Origin of the sequence: Pseudomonas fluorescens, from assembly GCF_002022275.1 — a bacterium.
Lineage (GTDB): Bacteria > Pseudomonadota > Gammaproteobacteria > Pseudomonadales > Pseudomonadaceae > Aquipseudomonas > Aquipseudomonas fluorescens_AJ.
This window is the reverse complement of the sequence record NZ_MSDF01000017.1, coordinates 125692-144327: the sequence shown is the minus strand read 5'-3', so window position 1 is coordinate 144327 and position 18636 is coordinate 125692. Positions and strand designations below refer to the sequence as shown.

General features: G+C 62.3%; 12 protein-coding genes. 3 read left to right on the top strand and 9 right to left on the bottom strand.

Features of this window, described 5'->3' with window-relative positions:
• The first annotated feature begins 15 nt into the window (after positions 1-15).
• Positions 16-2550, top strand: coding sequence for a PepSY domain-containing protein (locus BFW87_RS15690; protein WP_078740684.1), 2535 nt, complete (start codon positions 16-18; stop codon positions 2548-2550).
• Between the two features lie 145 nt (positions 2551-2695).
• Here BFW87_RS15690 and BFW87_RS15685 read toward each other — a convergent pair whose 3' ends face one another.
• From BFW87_RS15685 to ptsP, 4 genes are all read right to left on the bottom strand, one after another.
• Positions 2696-4237 (bottom strand): alkaline phosphatase D family protein, encoded by a 1542-nt coding sequence (locus BFW87_RS15685; protein ID WP_078740683.1) that lies wholly within the window; start codon positions 4235-4237, stop codon positions 2696-2698.
• A gap of 211 nt (positions 4238-4448) precedes the next feature.
• Positions 4449-6158: a PTS fructose-like transporter subunit IIB gene (locus BFW87_RS15680; RefSeq protein WP_078740682.1), complete on the bottom strand. Its 1710-nt coding sequence runs from the start codon at positions 6156-6158 to the stop codon at positions 4449-4451.
• An 11-nt stretch (positions 6159-6169) separates the two neighbouring features.
• Complete coding sequence (gene pfkB / locus BFW87_RS15675; RefSeq protein ID WP_078740681.1) at positions 6170-7090, bottom strand: 1-phosphofructokinase; 921 nt, start codon at positions 7088-7090, stop codon at positions 6170-6172.
• Positions 7091-9949, bottom strand: coding sequence for a phosphoenolpyruvate--protein phosphotransferase (ptsP, locus tag BFW87_RS15670; RefSeq protein ID WP_078740680.1), 2859 nt, complete (start codon positions 9947-9949; stop codon positions 7091-7093).
• Between the two features lie 294 nt (positions 9950-10243).
• Between ptsP and cra the strand changes: the two genes are divergently transcribed.
• Together cra and BFW87_RS15660 are read left to right on the top strand one after the other, a co-directional pair.
• Positions 10244-11239 carry a catabolite repressor/activator gene (cra, locus tag BFW87_RS15665; protein WP_078740679.1) on the top strand — a complete coding sequence of 332 codons (996 nt, stop codon included), beginning with the start codon at positions 10244-10246 and terminating at the stop codon, positions 11237-11239.
• A 2-nt stretch (positions 11240-11241) separates the two neighbouring features.
• A complete protein-coding gene (locus tag BFW87_RS15660; RefSeq protein WP_078740678.1) occupies positions 11242-12018 on the top strand; it encodes a TatD family hydrolase in 777 nt (258 codons plus the stop codon).
• Here BFW87_RS15660 and BFW87_RS15655 read toward each other — a convergent pair.
• The 5 genes from BFW87_RS15655 to BFW87_RS15630 all read right to left on the bottom strand — a co-directional run bounded on the left by BFW87_RS15655 (position 11968) and on the right by BFW87_RS15630 (position 18518).
• A complete protein-coding gene (locus tag BFW87_RS15655; RefSeq protein WP_078740677.1) occupies positions 11968-12393 on the bottom strand; it encodes a hypothetical protein in 426 nt (141 codons plus the stop codon). The two genes, BFW87_RS15660 and BFW87_RS15655, sit on opposite strands and share 51 nt — an antisense overlap.
• A gap of 126 nt (positions 12394-12519) precedes the next feature.
• Positions 12520-13224 carry a methyl-accepting chemotaxis protein gene (locus tag BFW87_RS32625; RefSeq protein ID WP_439848388.1) on the bottom strand — a complete coding sequence of 235 codons (705 nt, stop codon included), beginning with the start codon at positions 13222-13224 and terminating at the stop codon, positions 12520-12522.
• Between the two features lie 1679 nt (positions 13225-14903).
• Positions 14904-15740 (bottom strand): regulatory signaling modulator protein AmpE, encoded by an 837-nt coding sequence (ampE, locus tag BFW87_RS15640; protein ID WP_078740674.1) that lies wholly within the window; start codon positions 15738-15740, stop codon positions 14904-14906.
• Positions 15737-16300: a 1,6-anhydro-N-acetylmuramyl-L-alanine amidase AmpD gene (gene ampD, locus BFW87_RS15635; protein ID WP_078740673.1), complete on the bottom strand. Its 564-nt coding sequence runs from the start codon at positions 16298-16300 to the stop codon at positions 15737-15739. Before ampD ends, ampE begins: the two co-directional genes overlap by 4 nt.
• Positions 16301-16361: 61 nt before the next feature.
• The gene (locus tag BFW87_RS15630; RefSeq protein ID WP_078740672.1) at positions 16362-18518 is read right to left on the bottom strand and encodes a DUF1631 domain-containing protein; all 2157 of its coding nucleotides are present in this window, start codon (positions 18516-18518) and stop codon (positions 16362-16364) included.
• Positions 18519-18636 lie beyond the last annotated feature (118 nt).

Sequence of the window (18636 nt, the reverse complement as noted above, 5' to 3'; positions counted from 1 at the left end):
GCGAGGCGGTCCGACGTGTTGAAGAAAACCCTGTTCCAGTTGCACTGGTTCTTCGGCATTACTGCCGGGCTGGTGTTGGCGTTGATGGGGATCACCGGGGCCACGGTCTCGTTTCAGGATGAAATTCTGCAGGCGCTCAACCCCACCGTACTGAGCGTGCAAAAACGCGAAGCCGGCGTGCTGCCGCCTGCGGAACTGGTGCGCAAGCTGGAAGCTACCGAAGGCAAGACCGTCTCCATGCTCTGGGTGGAAAGCGAGAGCGGCAACGCCGCGCGCGTGTTTTTCACCGCCCCGCCCGGCGAGCGGCGTGGCCAGATGCGCTACTTCGACCCCTACACCGGCGATTATATGGGCGACGCCGTCGGCCAGGACGTGTTCGGCTTTATCCTGCAGTTCCACCGCTTCCTGGTCATGGGCGATGTCGGGCGCAACATCACCGGCGCCTGCACGCTGATTCTGGTGTTTTTCTGCCTGTCCGGCCTGTACCTGCGCTGGCCGCGCCAGGTGGCGAGCTGGCGTGCCTGGTTGACGCTGGACTGGCGCAAAAAAGGTCGCAGCTTCAACTGGGAACTGCACTCAGTGTTCGGCACCTGGTGCCTGCTGTTTTATCTGTTCTCGGCGCTGACCGGCCTGTATTGGTCTTACGACTGGTACAGCCAGGGCCTGAACAAACTGATGTCCGACGCCCCGCAAAACGAGCGCGCGCGCAAACGTGGCCCGGCCCCCGAAGGCCCCGCGCCCGTGGCTGATTACGACGCCATCTGGAGCAGTATCTACAGCAACGCCGGTCCCGAGCTGAGCGCCTACAACATCCGCATGCCGGCCGTCGCCGGGCAGCCGGCTATCGTGTATTACCTGCTCAAATCATCGCCCCACGACCGCGCGCTGAACCAGATCAACCTCGACCCGGCCACCGGTGAGGTCAAGTCCCAGGACCGCTACGCCAGCAAGAGCTTCACGTCCCAGCTGCTCACCAGTATTTACGCGCTGCACACCGGCAGTTACTTCGGCCTGCCGGGGCGGATTATCCTCACCGTCAGTTCGTTGATGATGCCGCTGTTCTTCATCACCGGCTGGCTGCTGTACCTCGACCGTCGTCGCAAAAAACGCCAGGTGCGCGACGCCCGTAAAGGGCTTGGCGCCAACCAGAGTCATGCGCCTGCGTGGCTGATCGGCTTCGCCAGCCAGAGCGGTTTCGCCGAACAGCTGGCGTGGCAGACGGCGGCGCAACTACAGGCCGCGGGCCTGCCAGTGAAGGTGCAGCCGCTGGGCAGCGTCAGTCAAAGTGACTTGAGCCAGTCAGAAAATGCGTTGTTCGTGGTCAGCACGTTCGGCGACGGCGAAGCCCCCGACAGCGCCCGGGGTTTCGAACGCAGCGTACTCGGCCAGGACCTGTCTCTCAAAGGCCTGAACTATTCGATGCTGGCCTTGGGTGACCGCCAATATGAACATTTCTGCGGCTTTGCCCGACGCCTGCATTTCTGGCTGACAAACCAGGGCGGCAACGCGCTGTTCGCCCCGGTGGAAGTCGACAGCGGCGACACCCTGGCGTTGCAGACCTGGCAACAGCAACTGGGCCAACTCACAGGCCACGCACCCGCAACCGTCTGGCAGCCGGCGCAGTACGAAAACTGGACGCTGAGCCAACGCACCCTGCTCAACCGCGGCAGTGTCGGTGCAGACGTTTACCTGCTGGGTCTCACGCCGCCCTCTGCGCAGACCTGGCTGGCCGGCGACCTGGTGGAAATCCTGCCGCGCAATGGCCCGTGGGCTCTCGAGCACTTCCTCGCCGGTTTGGGCCTGACCGGCAGCGACGGCGTGCTGGTCGACGACCTGCCGCAAACCCTCAACCAGGCCTTGACCACCCGCCAACTGCCGGATAACCGCGCCCATCTGGTTGGCTTGCATGCTCAAGCGCTGGTCAACGCACTGGTGCCGTTGGGCATGCGCGAATACTCGATTGCCTCGATTGCCTCGATTGCCAGCGATGGCGTGCTGGAACTGATCGTGCGCCAGGAACGCCACCCGGACGGCAGCCTCGGCCTGGGCTCTGGCTGGCTGACCGAACACGCCACGCTCGGTTCGGGCATCAGCCTGCGCCTGCGCCGCAACAGCGGCTTCCACCTGCCACAGGCGCCGGTGCCATTGATTCTGCTCGGCAACGGCACCGGCCTCGCCGGGTTGCGCAGCTTGCTCAAGGCGCGCATTGCCGACGGCCAGCAACGCAACTGGTTGCTGTTCGGCGAACGCAATATCGCCCACGACTACCTGTGCCAGGACGAGCTGCAAGGCTGGCTCGCCAGCGGCGACCTCGCCCTGCTGGACCTGGCGTTTTCCCGCGATCAGGAAGAGAAAATCTACGTGCAGGACCGCCTGCGTGAATCGGCGGATGTGCTGCGTAAATGGCTGGCGGACGGCGCCGCGATTTATGTGTGCGGGAGTTTGCAGGGGATGGCAGCGGGGGTGGATCAGGCGCTGCACGACATCCTTGGCAGCGAGGCGGTGGAGCGGTTGATCGAGCAAGGCCGTTATCGCCGGGATGTGTACTAAGCCCCCCTAAACACCGCGGGGCAAAGTTGGGAGCTGGCTTGCCTGCGATGCAGACACCCCGGTGTGTCAGTCACACCGCAGTGATGCTATCGCAGGCAAGCCAGCTCCCACACAAGCCCACATACAGTTTTGATTACAGTCCAGGTCAGACGGGCTGCAGCTTTTGCTCAAACACCGAAACCCCATCCAGATCCCGCAACACCACAGTCAACTCCGCGGTCTGCCCATCAATCTGCACCTCGCCAAAAAACTGAAACCCGGCCAATGGCGAGCTGTTCTGCACCGTCGGCGCCTTCTGGAAAACCACCTCGGGCCCGAACGTCTTATCCAGCTTATTCGGCCCAAAACTCCCGGCGTTCAACGGCCCGGCCACAAACTCCCAAAATGGCTCGAAATCCTGAAACGCCGCACGGTCCGGGTGATAGTGATGCGCGGCACAGTAATGCACATCCGCCGTCAGCCACACATGGTTGCGTACCTCTTGCGCGCGCAAAAAACCCAGCAGTTCGGCGATCTCCAGCTCACGCCCCTGCGCCGGGCCGGGGTCACCGTTGGCGATGGCTTCCCAGCGCGGCACACCCGGGCTGACTTCGCCGTCGGGCACACCAAGGCCGATAGGCATGTCGGCAGCGACCACTTTCCACTGAGCCTGTGACGCTTTGAGTTCGCGCTTGAGCCAGTCCAGTTGCTCACGGCCCATGAAGGGTTTTTCGCCGCCCAGATTGTCATCGTTGGGGCCGCGATAGCTGCGCATGTCCAGCACGAACACATCCAGCAACGGGCCATAACTGAGCTTGCGGTAAATCCGCCCGCCACCGTCGGCGGCTTGCCGGCGCATCGGCGAGTATTCCAACCAGGCCTGGCGCGCGCGGCCGACCAGGGTGTTGATCTCTTTGGTCTGATAACGCTCATCGAGCTGCTTGCTCGGCGACCAGTTATTCACCACTTCGTGGTCGTCCCACTGCCAGATCTGCGGCACTTCGGCATTGAAGCGGCGCACGTTTTCATCAAGCAGGTTGTAGCGGTAGTTGCCGCGATATTCATCCAGGGTTTCAGCGACCTTGCTCTTGGCCTCGGTGGTGATATTGCGCCAGATGCGCCCGTCTTCGACGGTGAGCTGCGCGGGCACCGGGCCGTCGGCGTAGATGGTGTCGCCGCTGTGGATAAAAAAGTCCGGCAGGCGCAGGCGCATGGCTTCATAGATGCGCATGCCGCCGATGTCCGGGTTGATGCCGAAGCCCTGGCCGACAGTATCGCCACTCCACACAAAACGGATGTCACGGCGCTGCTGCGGCACGCTGCGCAGGTGGCCGAACCACGGCTCGCTGGCGACGCCGGTCTGGGCGTCTTCGAAATGCACGCGGTAGAAAATCGCCTGGTCGGCGGGCAGCCCGGTGAGCTCGACGCGGGCGGTAAAGTCGGTACGATTGTCGGCCAGCGGCGAGATGAATTTACGCGGGTTGCTGAACACGCTGCGGGTGTCCCACTCCACCACCATGCGCGCGGGGCGGTCGTTGCGGCTCCAGATCATCGCACGGTCGCCGAGCAAGTCGCCGGACTGCACACCGTCGGTGAGTTGCGGGCGGTCCTTCACCGAAGCAATCACCGCCGGGGCCAAACCCGGCAACAACAGGCCCGCGCCGACGGCTTGCATCACACGGCGGCGGCCGAGATCGAAGTGGCTCATGCAGGTTCCCTCTTGAGCGTCAAAAGGGAAACTTAAGCATGGGCGGATGAAGCCCATGTGACACCCGTCTCAATGACAATGAAGATCAAAGGTGGGAGCTGGCTTGTCGAATCGTCGCACCGCTGCGATGCAGACACCTCGGTGTATCAGTTACACCCTGTTGATGCTATCGCAGGCAAGCCAGCTCCCACACAAGCCAGCTCCCACATTTTTAAACCGTGACTGCCAACTCGACCGCTTCCGGGCGTTTGATCAACGCGTACACCAACCCCGTCAGCAGGCTGCCGGCCACAATCGCCAGCAAATACAACAGCGCATGGTTCATCGCATTCGGGATGATCAACACAAACAACCCACCGTGCGGCGCTGCGAGTTTGCAGCCAAAGTACATCGACAGCGCCCCCGTCAGCGCGCCCCCGGCGATGCTGGCCGGGATCACCCGCAGCGGGTCTTTGGCGGCAAACGGAATGGCGCCTTCGGAGATAAAGCACAGGCCAAGAATCATCGCGGCCTTGCCGGCCTCGCGTTCGGTCTGGGCAAACTTGCGTCGCGCCAGGAACGTGGCAATGCCCATGCCGATTGGCGGCACCATCCCGGCGGCCATGGTCGCGGCCATCGGCGCACCGCTGGACGCCGCCAGCAAGCCGACGGAAAACGCATAGGCCGCCTTGTTGATCGGCCCGCCCAAATCCACGCACATCATGCCGCCCAGCAGGATCCCCAGCAGCACTGCGTTGGTGGTGCCCATGGTGCTGAGAAAGTCTGTCAGGCCGGTGAGCAGCCGCGCAACCGGCGGCCCGACCAGATAAATCATCGCAAGGCCGGTGAACAAACTCGCCAGCAACGGAATGATCAGGATCGGCTTGAGCGCCTCCAGGCTTTGCGGCAACTTCACCGCGCGGGTGATCAGTTTGACGCAGTAACCCGCGAGGAAACCGGCGAAAATGCCGCCGATAAAGCCCGCCCCCAAGGTGCCCGCCAACAAGCCGCCGATCATGCCGGGCGCGATGCCAGGCCGGTCGGCAATCGAGTAGGCGATATAGCCCGCGAGCAACGGCACCATCAGCATGAAAGCCTGATCGCCGACGGTCTTGAGCGCTGCCGCCAGAGTGCCCTTTTCTTCAAAAGCATGAATGCCGAATACAAACGACAAGGCGATGAGCAACCCGCCCGCCACCACCATCGGCAACATGAACGACACGCCGGTGAGCAGGTGTTTGTAGACGCCGGTTTTTTCTTTCTTCGCCACCACGCCGCTGCCCGCGCTTTCCACCGCGCCTTCGGCCAGGGCCTTGTTGAGGGTGGCTTCGGATTGCTTGAGGGCAATGCCAGTGCCGCAGCGGTAAATCTTCTTGCCGGCGAAGCGCTCAGTGGCGACTTCGATATCGGCGGCCAACAACACCACGTCGGCATCGGCAATGGCTTGGGGACTCAATGGCGTACGCGCGCCCACCGAGCCCTGGGTTTCGACCTGCAAGTCGTAGCCCAGGCGTTTGGCGGTTTGCTGCAAGGCTTCGGCGGCCATGAAGGTGTGGGCCACGCCCGTCGGGCAGGCAGTAATTGCGACGATACGCGGGGCGTTCTTCGCAACCGCCGGTGCCGCGCTGGCGACATACACCTGAGCCTCTTCGGCACCGCGACGCAGTACTGCGTCGACATCCGCCAGCGCCTGGGCCGGCGTGCTCTGGAACACGCGCTTGCCGACAAACCGCTGCATATCGACCGGCGTGCTGCTGACCAGCAAGACCCATTCGGCGTCATCAAGGGTGGCCTGGGACAACTGGCGTTCCGGGCGCTGCACGTCAACCACTTCGACGCTGGTGCGTAAGCCCATGCGTTGCGCGGCGGCGTCCAACAAGCGGGCGCACAGCACACTGGTGACCATGCCGTTCGGGCAGGCGGTAACAATGGCTAACTTCATCACAAACCCTCTTATTGTTCTGTGAGCGCGCGCACATCGACGCCGCTTTCGAGACGCGCCAACTGCGCGTCATCGCTGATGCCGAAACCGATTTGCGTGACTGCCATGGCGGCGATGGCCGTGGCGCGGCGCAGGGTTTTCTCGGGCGCATCGCCACTGAGCAAACCGTGGAGCATCCCGGCGAGCAGCGAATCACCCGCCCCCACGGTGCTGGCGACCACAACCTTCGGCGGCGTGGCATGCAAGGCCGACCCCGGGCTGTACCAGTTCACCCCGGCAGCGCCGTCGGAAACCACCACATGTTCCACGCCTTGCTGATGCAGGCGGTTGATTGCGTCCGGGGAGTTACCCAGGGCTTCGGCCAGCTCTTCGGTATTGGGTTTGACCATCCACGGGCCTGCTTGCAAACCGGCGCGCAGCGCTTCGCCACTGGTGTCGAGGGCGACTTTCAAACCGAGGCTCTTCAATTGCTCCAACAACCCTTGAAACCACTGCGGGCTGACGCCGCGCGGCAAGCTGCCGGCAACCACCACCGCATCGAATTCAGGGCCGACCACCGCGAGCAGCTTGAGCAGCTTTTTTTGTGCCTGCTCACTCACCTCAGGCCCCGGCGCATTGATATCGGTGACCCGGCCGTCCTGCTCGGCAATCTTGATATTGCTTCGGGTTTCGCCCGGCACACGAATGAACGAGTCACCGAACCCACGGCGGGCGATCAGCGCCTCGAAGGCCTGGGGGTTGGCCGCACCAAGAAAGCCGCCCACGCTCACGTGATGACCCAGATCCGCCAACACCTGCGCCACATTCACGCCCTTGCCGGCAGCATGGGTCAGCACGGTTTGGCTGCGGTTGACTTCACCCGGTTCCAGGCGCTCAAGGCGTACTGTCAGGTCCAACGCCGGGTTCAGCGTCAGGCATAAAATGTTCGCCATTTACACGGCCTCCACAAGGGCACGCACTTCGGCGGGCGAGCCCACCGTCAGTGCTTTTTGCGCCAGGCCCTGTGCCTCGCTCAGACTGAATTCACGCACCCGCGCCTTCACTTCAGGAATGCTGCGGGCCGACACGCTCAACTCATCCACACCAAGGCCAATCAGCACCGGCACGGCCAGCGGGTCGGCTGCCAGCTCGCCGCACACGCCCACCCATTTACCATGGGCATGGGCAGCGCGCACGGTGATGTCGATCAGTTGCAACACCGCCGGGTGCAGGCCATCGGCTTGGGCAGACAGCGTCGGGTGACCACGGTCGATGGCCAGGGTGTACTGGGTCAGGTCGTTGGTGCCGACGCTGAAAAAATCGACCTCTTTGGCGAGCACCGGCGCGAGCAAGGCCGCCGATGGCACCTCGATCATGATGCCCAGTTGCAAGTCGGCCACCGGAATTTCCAGGCGCAGGCGCTCGGTCATGTCGCGGGCCGCGCGCCATTCATCAACGCTGCCGACCATGGGGAACATGATGCGCAGCGGGCGGTTGTCCGCCGAGCGCAGCAGCGCGCGCAATTGCGCTTCCATGATCTTGGGGCGCTGCAAGGTCAGACGAATGCCGCGCACGCCGAGGAAGGGGTTTTCTTCCTGGGCGATGGGCCAATATGGCAGCGGTTTGTCACCGCCGACGTCGAGGGTACGCACCACCAGCGGGCGACCACCGAGACCGTCGAGCACGCGACGGTATTCGGCTTCCTGGGTGGCTTCGTCCGGCGCTTGCGGGTGGGCCATGAAAATCAGTTCGGTACGCAACAAGCCGATGCCTTCGGCGCCCTGCTCCACCGCAGCGGCAACGCCTGCGCTTTCGCCGATATTGGCGAACACTTCCACGGCGTGGCCGTCGCGGGTCAGGGCCGGTTGATGGCGCTGGGCCGAGGCGGCTTGCAAGCGTTGTTCGCGGGTGTCGCGCTCGACGGTGGCGCGTTGCAGGGTGGCGGCGTCAGGGGACACATGCAGGCGACCGCGCTGGCCGTCGAGCAACAAGGGCGTGCCGGCAGTAAGCAGCAAGACGCCTGCGCCGGCGCCGACCAGCGCCGGAATGCCCAGGGCACGGGCGACGATGGCGCTGTGGGCCGTAGCGCCGCCACGGGCAGTGAGAATGCCGGCGACGCGGGTCGGGTCGAGGCGTGCAACGTCCGACGGACCGACTTCGTCCATCACCAGAATGTAAGGTTCACTCGGCTCCTGGGCGGTTTCAACGCCGCAGAGTTGCGCCAGCACGCGGCGGCCAATGTCACGCAAGTCGGCAGCGCGCTCGGCGAGCAAGGCGTCCTGCAACGCCTCTTGCTGTTTGGCGGCGGCTTCGATCACGCTCATCCACGCGGCCTCAGCGCTTTCGCCTTGTTTGAGCCGGGTGTCGACTTCGTCGGTCAGTTCCGGGTCGTCGAGCATTTCCTGGTGGGTGATGAAGATCTCGCGAATAGCTTTGGACGTGCTGCGCTCGATCAGACCCTGGATGTCAGCGCGTACATCAGTGAGTGCTGCATGCAGGCGCTGGCGTTCAATGGCAGAGGATTCACCGCGCAGCGGGTAATCGAACACCTGTTGAATCTGGATATGCGCCGGGCCGATGGCAATACCTGGCGCGGCGGCGATAGCCTGGAGTTGGCTGCCGGCCAGTGGCGCGCTGGCCACCGGTTCACTATCGACGGCTGCGGGTTGAGCGCTGGCGGTCGGCAACGACTCGACTTCTTCGCCGAGCCCTTCTTCCACCGCCGCCAACAGCGCGGGCAGCGCATCCCCGGCAATCGTCGGCTCGGCCACAAACTCCAGCACCTGACCGCGACGCGCGCCGAGGCTCAGCAACTTGCTCAGGCTTTTCACCGACACCGCGCCCGCCGGGCCATCGACAACGCGCACGCGGATATCGCCGTCAAAACTTTTCGCCAACTGCGCGAGAATCTTCGCCGGGCGCGCATGCAGGCCGTGGGCATTGGCCAAGGTAATGCGTGCGCTCGGCCAGTCGGGAGGCAGTTCGCCGCCAAGCACTTCCAGCACGGCGCGGCTGCTGGTGGCACGCCCCAGTTCCTGGCCGCGCCCTTCAATCAGCAATGCACAGAGACGTTCGAGCAAGGTCTGGTGCGCCTCACCCAGGCTCGCCAGGCAGAACAAGCCGTTCAGCGGCTGGCCGAGGTAACGCATGGGCTTGTCGGGGGTGACGAATGCCAGGCCCGGACGCTTGACCGTCTGCTCGCTGTGCAGCCACCACAGGCCGTCGCCCAGGGGCAGCGCGTCGACTTGCTGCAACACGGCGGCGAAACCATTGCTCACGCAATCGGCCTGGCGCAGCAGGCGTGCCCCTCGCCATACCAGCTCTTCAAAATCGTCGGCAGACACGCCCAGGCTGATCATCTGCGCATCCAGTGCCAGTTCCTGCGGCGCGCCTTGCAGCAGTTTCAGCAAGGCTTCGGCGGTCCCGGCACGGCGCAGCGCCTGGCCCAGGTCGGTTTCACCGAGGGCACGGGTCAGCAGTTGCAGCAGGCGCAGGTGTTCGTCGGATTTGGCGGCAATGCCAATGGCCAGGTAAACGATCTGGCCGTCACCCCAATCCACCCCTTCGGGGAACTGCAGCAGGCGCACGCCGGTGGAAAATACCTGGTCACGGGTTTCGGGGGTGCCGTGGGGAATGGCGATGCCTTGGCCAAGGAATGTCGAGCCTTGGGCCTCACGGGCTTGCAAGCCACTGAGATAACCTTCGGCGACCAGGCCGTCGGCCACCAGTGTGTCAGCGAGCAGGTGCAAGGCAGCAGATTTATCCACAGCCACCTGGCCCATGGAAATCTGCTCTACAGTGAGCTCAAGCATGCCGTTCTCCTAGTTAGTGCCATGGGGGCACTAGGTATTGTTTTGAATAAATCAGCGCAAAGGTGTTCAGAAATAGCTGACCGAGTGGTCAATTGGCAGTAGCTACTCGGTGACGAACATCGTGAAAATACGCCTGCTGAAACGTTTAATCTAGAATTTATGGAAGGTTACGCGTTAATTTCGCACACTTGAAGGGCCACTCGGCGCTTGAGTTCAGACATGGGTCCTGTGCAGGAATCGGTTACGATTGGACAAAATGTCGGGGCAAGCTCTAAAAAACAAGGAAATCCCGGTTTGAAACTCAGTGATATCGCCCGTCTGGCCGGTGTGTCCGTTACCACCGCCAGCTATGTCATCAATGGCAAGGCCGAACAGCAACGCATCAGCACCGCGACCGTCGAGCGGGTGCGTGCGGTGGTCGAGGCCCATGGTTTTACCCCCAACCCCCAGGCGGCCGGGCTGCGCAGTCGGCATACGCGCACCTTGGGTTTTATTTTGCCGGACCTGGAAAACCCCAGTTACGCACGCATCGCCAAGCTGTTGGAGCAGGGTGCACGGGCGCGAGGTTATCAGTTGCTGATTGCCAGCTCCGACGACGAGGCCGACAGCGAACGCCAACTGCTCAAACTGTTCCGCGCGCGGCGCTGTGATGCGCTGTTTGTCGCCAGCTGCCTGCCGGCCAGCGATGACAGTTACCGCGAGCTGCAAGACAAGGGCCTGCCGGTGATTGCCATCGACCGGGTCATGGAGCCGGGCCAGTTCTGCTCGGTGGTCAGCGACGACCGCCAGGCGTGCCAGCAACTGACGAGCAGCCTGTTGCAGCCGCAGCCCAAGCAAATCGTGTTGATTGGCGCACGCCCGGAGCTGAGCATCAGCCAGGAACGCGCCGCCGGGTTCCACGAAGCGCTGCAAGGGTTCGCCGGTGAAGTGATCGTCGAACACGGCGAAGCCTTCAGCCGTGATTGCGGCCGACAGTTGATGGAGCAACTTCTACAACAACTCGGGCATTTGCCTGACGCGCTGGTGACCACGTCCTACGTGCTGCTGCAGGGCGTGTTTGACGCGCTGCACGATTACCCCCTCAAATCGCGGCCGCTGCGCCTGGGCACGTTTGGTGACACACAGCTGCTGGACTTCCTGCCGTTGCCCGTCAACGCCATGGCCCAGCAACATCAGTTGATCGCCGACACCGCCCTGCGCCTGGCCCTGGCCGCGATTGAAGAAGAACACTACCAGCCCGGTGTGCATGCGATTGGCCGAACCTTCAAGCAGCGCATTCACGAGGCTTGAGCGTGGAGCTGATCGACACCCACACCCATCTGGACTTCCCGGACTTCGATGACGATCGCCGGGACGTCCTCGCCCGCAGCCGCCAACTCGGCGTAACACGCATGGTCGTGTTGGGGGTGTATCAGCACAATTGGCAACGCGTGTGGGATCTGGTGCAAGAGGATGACGGACTATTCGCCGCCTTCGGCCTGCACCCGGTGTACCTGGATGAGCATCGCCCCGCCGACCTGACCGAACTGGGCGAGTGGTTGACGCGCCTGCACGGCCATCGGCAGCTGTGTGCGGTCGGCGAAATCGGCCTGGATTACTTCCTTGAGCATCTGGACCGCGAACGCCAGCAAGTGCTGTTTGAAGCGCAACTGAAACTGGCCGCGGACTTCCACTTACCGGCCCTGCTGCATGTTCGTCGTAGCCACGCCGCTGTTATCGCAACGCTCAAACGCATTCGCCTGCCACGCGGCGGCATCATTCACGCCTTCGCCGGCAGCGTTGAGGAGGCCCGCGAGTACATCAAGCTTGGCTTCAAACTGGGCCTGGGCGGCGCGCCCACTTGGCCCCAGGCGCTGCGCATGCACAAGGTTCTCGCCCAATTACCGCTTGACGCCGTGGTGCTGGAAACCGACTCGCCGGACATGGCGCCTGCCATGTACCCCGGGCAGCGCAACAGCCCGCAACACTTGCCGGACATCTGCACGGCCTTGGCCGAATACATGGGCATCAGCCCTTCATTACTGGCTGAGGCGAGCACGCGCAATGCGTGTGAGGTGTTCAACTGGTAGTGGGCGAACCGCTTGCAGATTCACCGTCACCCGCTGTCGATAGCGGACATGACGCAACACCAGAAAGTGCACCAGCAGCACCATCAGCGAAATATTCAGTTGCCCGATTACACCGAGCAGGCCCACCCACTCCGCCACCAACGCAACGATCAGCACCACGCAGGTGAACACCACCATGCCCGGAGGGACCATCGCCCAGTGGTCCAGCGCCTTGAACTGACGCTGTTGCCGGGGGCAGTTCAAGTGCAGGGGCTGGTGGCAGTACGGGCATGCAAAGGGCTCATGAATGGCAATGGCATTCATCTGCCAGGGCTTGAGCGCAAAAGTGATGCCGCAGTGGGCGCAGTGCCCTTTGATACAGATCGCAGCGATCATCGCTGTGCCTCCCTTGGACGGTGACGGGTTGAAACAAATTTTCACCCATTCACGCCATGAAAAAAGACTCACAGGGAAATCAGGACACGCACCACACCCGTCGACGACAGGTCCTACTCGCCAGTCCTACACGCGAAACGCTCCGATCAACTGCTTCAGCTCGATGACCTGCATCGACAGCTGCCGGCTCGCGGCCTCGGTCTGATGCGCGCCCCTGGCGGCGTGTTCACCTGCACGGTTGATTTCGACGATGTTCTGGTCGATATCGTGGGCCACCGCGGTTTGCTGCTCCACTGCCGCGGCGATCTGCTGATTCTGGTCGACGATCATGCCTACAGCGCCGAGGATATTTTCCAGGGCCTGCTGGACTTTTTCCGACTGCCCCACGGTGCCATTCGCCATGGCGTGACTGCTGCCCATGGCTTTCACCGCCGCCCCTACACCACTGTGCAAGCGGCTGATCATCTGTTCGATTTCCTCGGTGGAGTGCTGGGTGCGCCGCGCCAGGGTGCGCACCTCATCGGCCACCACCGCAAAGCCACGCCCTTGCTCACCGGCGCGCGCGGCTTCGATCGCAGCGTTAAGCGCCAACAGGTTGGTTTGTTCGGCGATGCTCTTGATCACTTCCAGCACACCGCTGATGGACTGGCTGTCGGCAGCCAATTGATTGATAACCCGCACCGACTCATCAATCTCCGACGCCAGGCGCGCGATGCTGACTTGCTGGGATTGCACCAGGCCACGGCCATGGACGGTTTCGTCATTGACGCTGTGGGCGCTGCTCACCGCCGCCGCCGCGCTGCGTGCCACTTCCAGGGCAGTGGACGACATCTGGTTCATGGCCGTCGCCACCTGTTCGATCTGGCTGCGCTGACCGGACACCGCCTGATTGCTGTGGGCCGACACCGCCTCAACCTGACCAGCTTGCAGCTCGACCTGGCTGACGGTGTGCCCGACCCGTTCGATCAAGTCATGGATCTTCGCCACGGTGCTATTGAACACCTGCCCCAGTTCCCCCAGCTCATCGCGGCTCTGGGCGACAAAGGAAACGGTCATGTCGCCGGCCGCCACCTTGTCCATCATCGCCCCCAAGCGTCGAAGTGTGGTGCGGGTGGAGGCGTAGAAACCGGCGTACAAATAGAAGATCAAAAAGAACACCGCGCTCAGGGCACACACCAGCAGCACCATGTGCGTGCGGTTCTGCGCCAGGCGTTCTTCCAACTGCTGCCCGAGGAAGATCAGGGTCGCCTCATTGAGCTGATAGGTCTGGGCCATCAACTGACTGACCGTGTCATAAAATGCCGGCCACGGAGCGTCGAGGGTCTCGGCCATCACCACCTGTTCTTCGAACACTTCACTGCCACGCTTGAGGCTGGCAGCACTGGCCTGGGCCAACGCGTCGAGCGCTGCGTGCGCGGCTTTGCTGGCACCCAGAGCATCCTGCAGTTTCAAGCCATATTCGGCCTGAAGTTTTTCCAATTGCTGCTGCAACTCTTCAAAGCGCGTGCTCGACGATGAATTGAGAAAGCCCTGGCCCAATGAGTACGCGCCCATGGCCCGCCCTTCGCCGAGGGTTTGAGTGACCTGTGGAGTGACGCTGATGACCAGTTCACTGAGTTGGCGCAGATCGCTTTGGGAGTCTCGGCTCAAACCCGACTGGCTGGCGATAATCTGGCTCAGCATTTGAGCCTTGTTGAGTAACTTGCCGATCAACGCGCTTTTGCTCAGCAGCGAAGTTTCCAGTTGCTGAGCCTTGAACGCGGCAATCAACTCATCGCGCTTGGCTTCGAACGCGGCGATTTGCTCCGGGTCGGTGGCCATCGCGCCAAGACCTTGCAGGCGGCTCAACACGCTCTGCTCCAGGGTGCTGATTTTGGCCTCAAGGTCGCCGGCCTTGCCGGCCTGGCCGAGAGTCGCGTTGATCTGCACCTGGTTGTTCAGGGTTTCCAGGTCGCGACGCAGGGCCAGGCTGTTACCCAGCAGGTCCAGGCTTTGCAGCTCGATACGCGTGCCCTGAAATTCACGCCAGGAATCGCGCACCAGAAAATAGTTGGTCGCCAGCATCGGCAGCAGGAACAGCACGCTGATCAGGCTGAATTTCATGCCGAAACTCAGGCGATTCATCAGCGCGACGGCGGGATAGAGCAAGCTCTTCACGGGTGAACTCCCTTTCTATTATTTTTATTGGGCGCAGGGCTGCGGCAGAAAGCCACTATCTGTTGGCGCTCTGACTGTATAGCTCAATTCGAAAGGGAGTTTTGTAACGTAAGGTTAACGACATGTGGAAGCTGGCTTGCCTGCGATGTTGATCGTTCCCACGCTCTGCGTGGGAATGCCGCCCTGGACGCTCCGCGTCCCGAAGTCGGCGGGTAATTAAGGTCCTGCGCCAGGTGACGCAGAGCGTCACAGGATGCATTCCCACGCAGAGCGTGGGAACGATCGGCAAAAGAAGGTTTGGGGGCTTCCCCCAAACCATAGAATCTCCCACATTTTTGATCGTGTTCTCGCAGTCAGGGCAGCACGGTCCAGATGGCGAACCCGGCATACCACAGCACCGCCGCGCGCAGCAGCAGTTCCCATAGGCGATCCAGGCTGTTGATGCCGTCAGCCCCCACCACCGGCGGCGGGATTTCCGCTGCCACCAGGCCGACTTTTTCCACCAGCTGTGCAGCGCTGATGTCCCAGCTCAACAACTCATGGAGCATCACCCGGCCCACCGCGACAAAGTTGCCGACCAAGGCAAAGCTGGCCGCCAGCAGGCGCACCGGTAGCCAGTCGAACGCGTGCCGCAGTTGCCCGGCGCGCTCGGCCACCAGTGGGTTCTGGCTGTGCTCGCTGGCCAGCGCCAACAGGCGATACGCCAGAGCCGCGACGGGGCCGAGCAGGAAGTACCAGAAAATCACCGCAAAGAAGCTTTGGTAGGCCTGCCATAACAGATGGCCCTGGACACGCTCCAGCAATTGCTCGCCGCTGTCGGCCGAGATGTTCAGGTCGCGCTCGGCCACATGTTCGGCGGCTTGCAGGTCACCGCGCCGCCACGCATCACGAAACGGTCCGAGCCCGGCCAGCAGGTCGCCACGGCCCAGGCTGTAAATCACTATCAGCAGGTGCACCGGCAACGCCAGCAGGCCGTAAGCCACGGGCTCCAGCACCAGCAGCAAGAGCGCCAGCAAGGCCACCGGCAACAGCACCAACAACGCCAGGATCAGCCAGGGCTGCTTCCCCATGCGCGGGCTGGCTTCCAGCTTCGCCAGTTCACGCAACCATCCGCCGTCGCGCTGCAACCTGTGGCGCAAGGCCGAGAATTTCTCGATCCACACTGCCAGCACCAACACCAGGAAACTCATTGTGCGTGTCCTCCATCCTGCAGGGCGCTGCGAAAGCGCCTCCAATCAAAAGCCGGGCCCGGATCGGTCTTGCGTCCCGGAGCGATATCACTGTGACCGCAAATGCGCTGGCAAGTAATGCCAGGGTAGGCGGCCAAAAGTTGGCGTGTCAGGTCGATCAGTGCCGCATATTGGGCATCGGTAAACGGCAATTCGTCCGTCCCCTCAAGCTCGATGCCCAGGGAAAAATCATTGCAGACTTCTCGCCCCTCGAAGCTGGACACCCCGGCATGCCAGGCGCGGTCCCGGCATGACACAAATTGCGTGACCGTACCGTCGCGTTCAATCAGAAAATGCGCTGACACCCGTAGGTCGGCAATCCCTTCAAAGTAGGCATGTTCCGTGACGTCCAGGCGATTCTGGAAAAACGCCTGCACCTTGCCCGTGGCGAATTGCCCCGGGGGCAGGCTGATGTTGTGCACCACCAACAGCGAGATTTCGCCTGCGGGGCGCTCGTTGAAGTTGGGCGAGGGGCAATGCGCAATGCCCTGGCACCAACCGCTGGCGGGGTCCAACTGCATACAGGTTCCTGAAATAAGACGAAGTGTTACCAGTATGCCGCGTTCGGCCCTGCGGTTGCGATCACTTGCCGCGATTGAGTTGACGCAAGTTGCTGACCACGGCGGCCAGCGCACGGTCGAACAGCAGCCCATCGTCCAGGGGGTGCAGTGCACCACGCTTGAAGGCCATCGCCAATTGACCCGCGCTGTTGTCCTGCACTTTGAGCCCCATGCGGCTGACAAAAATATAGGTGTTCGCCGGCGCCATGATGGCCGTCAACTTGGCGCGCAAGGGGGTGGTTTCGTCCGGCTGGAACTCAAACCAACCGCCAATGCGCATCTGGTAAGCCTTTAACAGGTGCGGATCGTCACTCGGCAGACATTCGTTTAAGTCAGGTGAGCCGCTATCGAGGACAAAGGGTTCACGCACTTCGATCAGCGTATTAAGGCCCTCGCCGTCGAGGGAATGAGCCTGCATGGCCTGTAGCCGCACAAAAAACTCACGCGTACTGAAGGAATCAAACGCTGCGCCCGCCAAGCCATCGCGCAGTGCCTTGAGCAAACCGGGCAACTGCTCCAGCAGATGGCGACCCGCCTCGGTGTCTTTCTGCAGGCCCACGCTCCAGATCAACTCATCCATGGTGCGCAGCCCTGCCTGCCATTGCACCGACTGTTCGCCGTGCTTGAGGCTGGCGAGCAAGAGTACCTGGCTCCACGCCTGCTGGAGAAACTGCACCACAGCCTGCGGTAAAACCTTGCCCAGCAACCGTCGGTTGAGCACATCGGCTACACGCTGGCGGGCGGCTTGCGTACGCACGCGCCCCTCTTCGGCGTCATAGGTGTGTTGTTCAAGCAATTCGCTGCGGCGTCGCTCCTCGGCACAAAATGCGATGAACTGCGTCAGTAGCTGGGAAAAAATCGCCTGATCTTCAACAAACTCACTGAGCAAACGCTCCACTATGTGCTCGACGCGCAGGTACAGGCCGTCGCGCCGATAGTCATCGCGAGGGCTCCAGCCAATGACGGCGCGCGCGATTTCATTGAGTAATCGTCGCGCCGGATGACTGGGGCGGCTGAAAAAACTCTTGTCCAGCACCGCCACTTTCAACAACGGGATCTGCAGACGCCCCATCAGCGCCTTGAAGGCGTCCGGCACGCTGCGGTCATTGAGGATGAACTCGAACAGCAAGGCGACCAGGTTAATCACGTCCTCGTCAGCCTCCTCAATCACACGGGACTTGCCGCTTTTGACGCTGACCCGGGTCAACAGCTGCTCAAGCTGGTTGCGCACGTCGAAATCGTCTTCGGCCTCAGGCTCCGGCACATACTGTTGCAAATGAGAAAGCAGGCGCAGCAAGTCGCGACTGGCAATGGGGAGCGGTTCAGCGCTGGCTTCCAGGGTGGGCGCAACGCTGCCGCGTACGGCGGCCAGCAGTTTCTGCAACACGGCGAACGCTTCCTGGCCATTTTCATCCAGTGGCGGGTCGACGTCTGGCTGGCGGTCGTCGCGTTGTTGTTCACGCGCAGCACGCCCTCCCGGACGACGTGACGGCGCCGCCTTGAGCTCGGGCAAAACCCCGGTGGCGATCAGCAACTGGTTGGCCTCGCCGAACAGTTGGTCGGCGTCACTGAGCACGTATTTCTCAAACAGCTTGAGCATGATCAACTTGACGCGGATTTCCACCCCCAGGCTGCGCCCGGCGCGCAAAAAGAATTCGCACAGCAGCGCCGGGCCCAAGGGGTTATCACGCTCATCCAGCGGTTTGTCGAGCACCGCGCCCAAGCGTGCGGTGAGTTGCCCCAACGACAGACCATCGCGGTGCCTGACCCGACCGAGCATCGCCTCCAGCGCCACCGCCTTTTCCAGGTCGTCGCGGGCAGTACCCGCGGTCGCCTCATAAGACACCACCGGCATCAGGTGCAGCTCTCCCCGCACGGTCTGGCCCAGGTTGGCGAACGCTGCGAAGAGTTGCTCCATGAACACGCGCTCGAAATTCTTGCGCTTGAGGCGCAAGTCACGCATGGCTTCAAAGAAAATATGGTGGTCGGCATTGCTGCGGGCCTTGTCGGCCATTTCGAACAAGGTGTCGTCAGCGTTATCGAACAGTTCCTGCAAACCTTGCTGCAACTGCTGGGCAGCCTTGTCACGTACCTGCAGCAACACTACCGGCAGGCGCGCGAGCGGCGATGGCGTGGTCTGTGCCTTGTTGATGGGCACCACCTTTCCGTCAATGTGCATCCTGGCCTCCTGAAACGGCGGTGTCTGTTCGGGGAACGATTGGCTGCAGGCCAACGGGCACTGCCAATAACCGGTTACCACTTGGACGTCAAAGCTATGACGCCAATTGCAAGGCGCG

Coding starts and splice junctions, on each gene's coding strand:
- ampE (WP_078740674.1), bottom strand. CDS start 15,740: ATGAGTTTCCTGGTGTTGGTGCTGGCAGTGTGGATCGAGAAATTCTCG.
- BFW87_RS15630 (WP_078740672.1), bottom strand. CDS start 18,518: ATGCACATTGACGGAAAGGTGGTGCCCATCAACAAGGCACAGACCACG.
- ptsP (WP_078740680.1), bottom strand. CDS start 9,949: ATGCTTGAGCTCACTGTAGAGCAGATTTCCATGGGCCAGGTGGCTGTG.
- pfkB (WP_078740681.1), bottom strand. CDS start 7,090: ATGGCGAACATTTTATGCCTGACGCTGAACCCGGCGTTGGACCTGACA.
- BFW87_RS15655 (WP_078740677.1), bottom strand. CDS start 12,393: ATGATCGCTGCGATCTGTATCAAAGGGCACTGCGCCCACTGCGGCATC.
- BFW87_RS32625 (WP_439848388.1), bottom strand. CDS start 13,224: ATGTCGTCCACTGCCCTGGAAGTGGCACGCAGCGCGGCGGCGGCGGTG.
- BFW87_RS15685 (WP_078740683.1), bottom strand. CDS start 4,237: ATGAGCCACTTCGATCTCGGCCGCCGCCGTGTGATGCAAGCCGTCGGC.
- BFW87_RS15680 (WP_078740682.1), bottom strand. CDS start 6,158: ATGAAGTTAGCCATTGTTACCGCCTGCCCGAACGGCATGGTCACCAGT.
- ampD (WP_078740673.1), bottom strand. CDS start 16,300: ATGCAGTTGGACCCCGCCAGCGGTTGGTGCCAGGGCATTGCGCATTGC.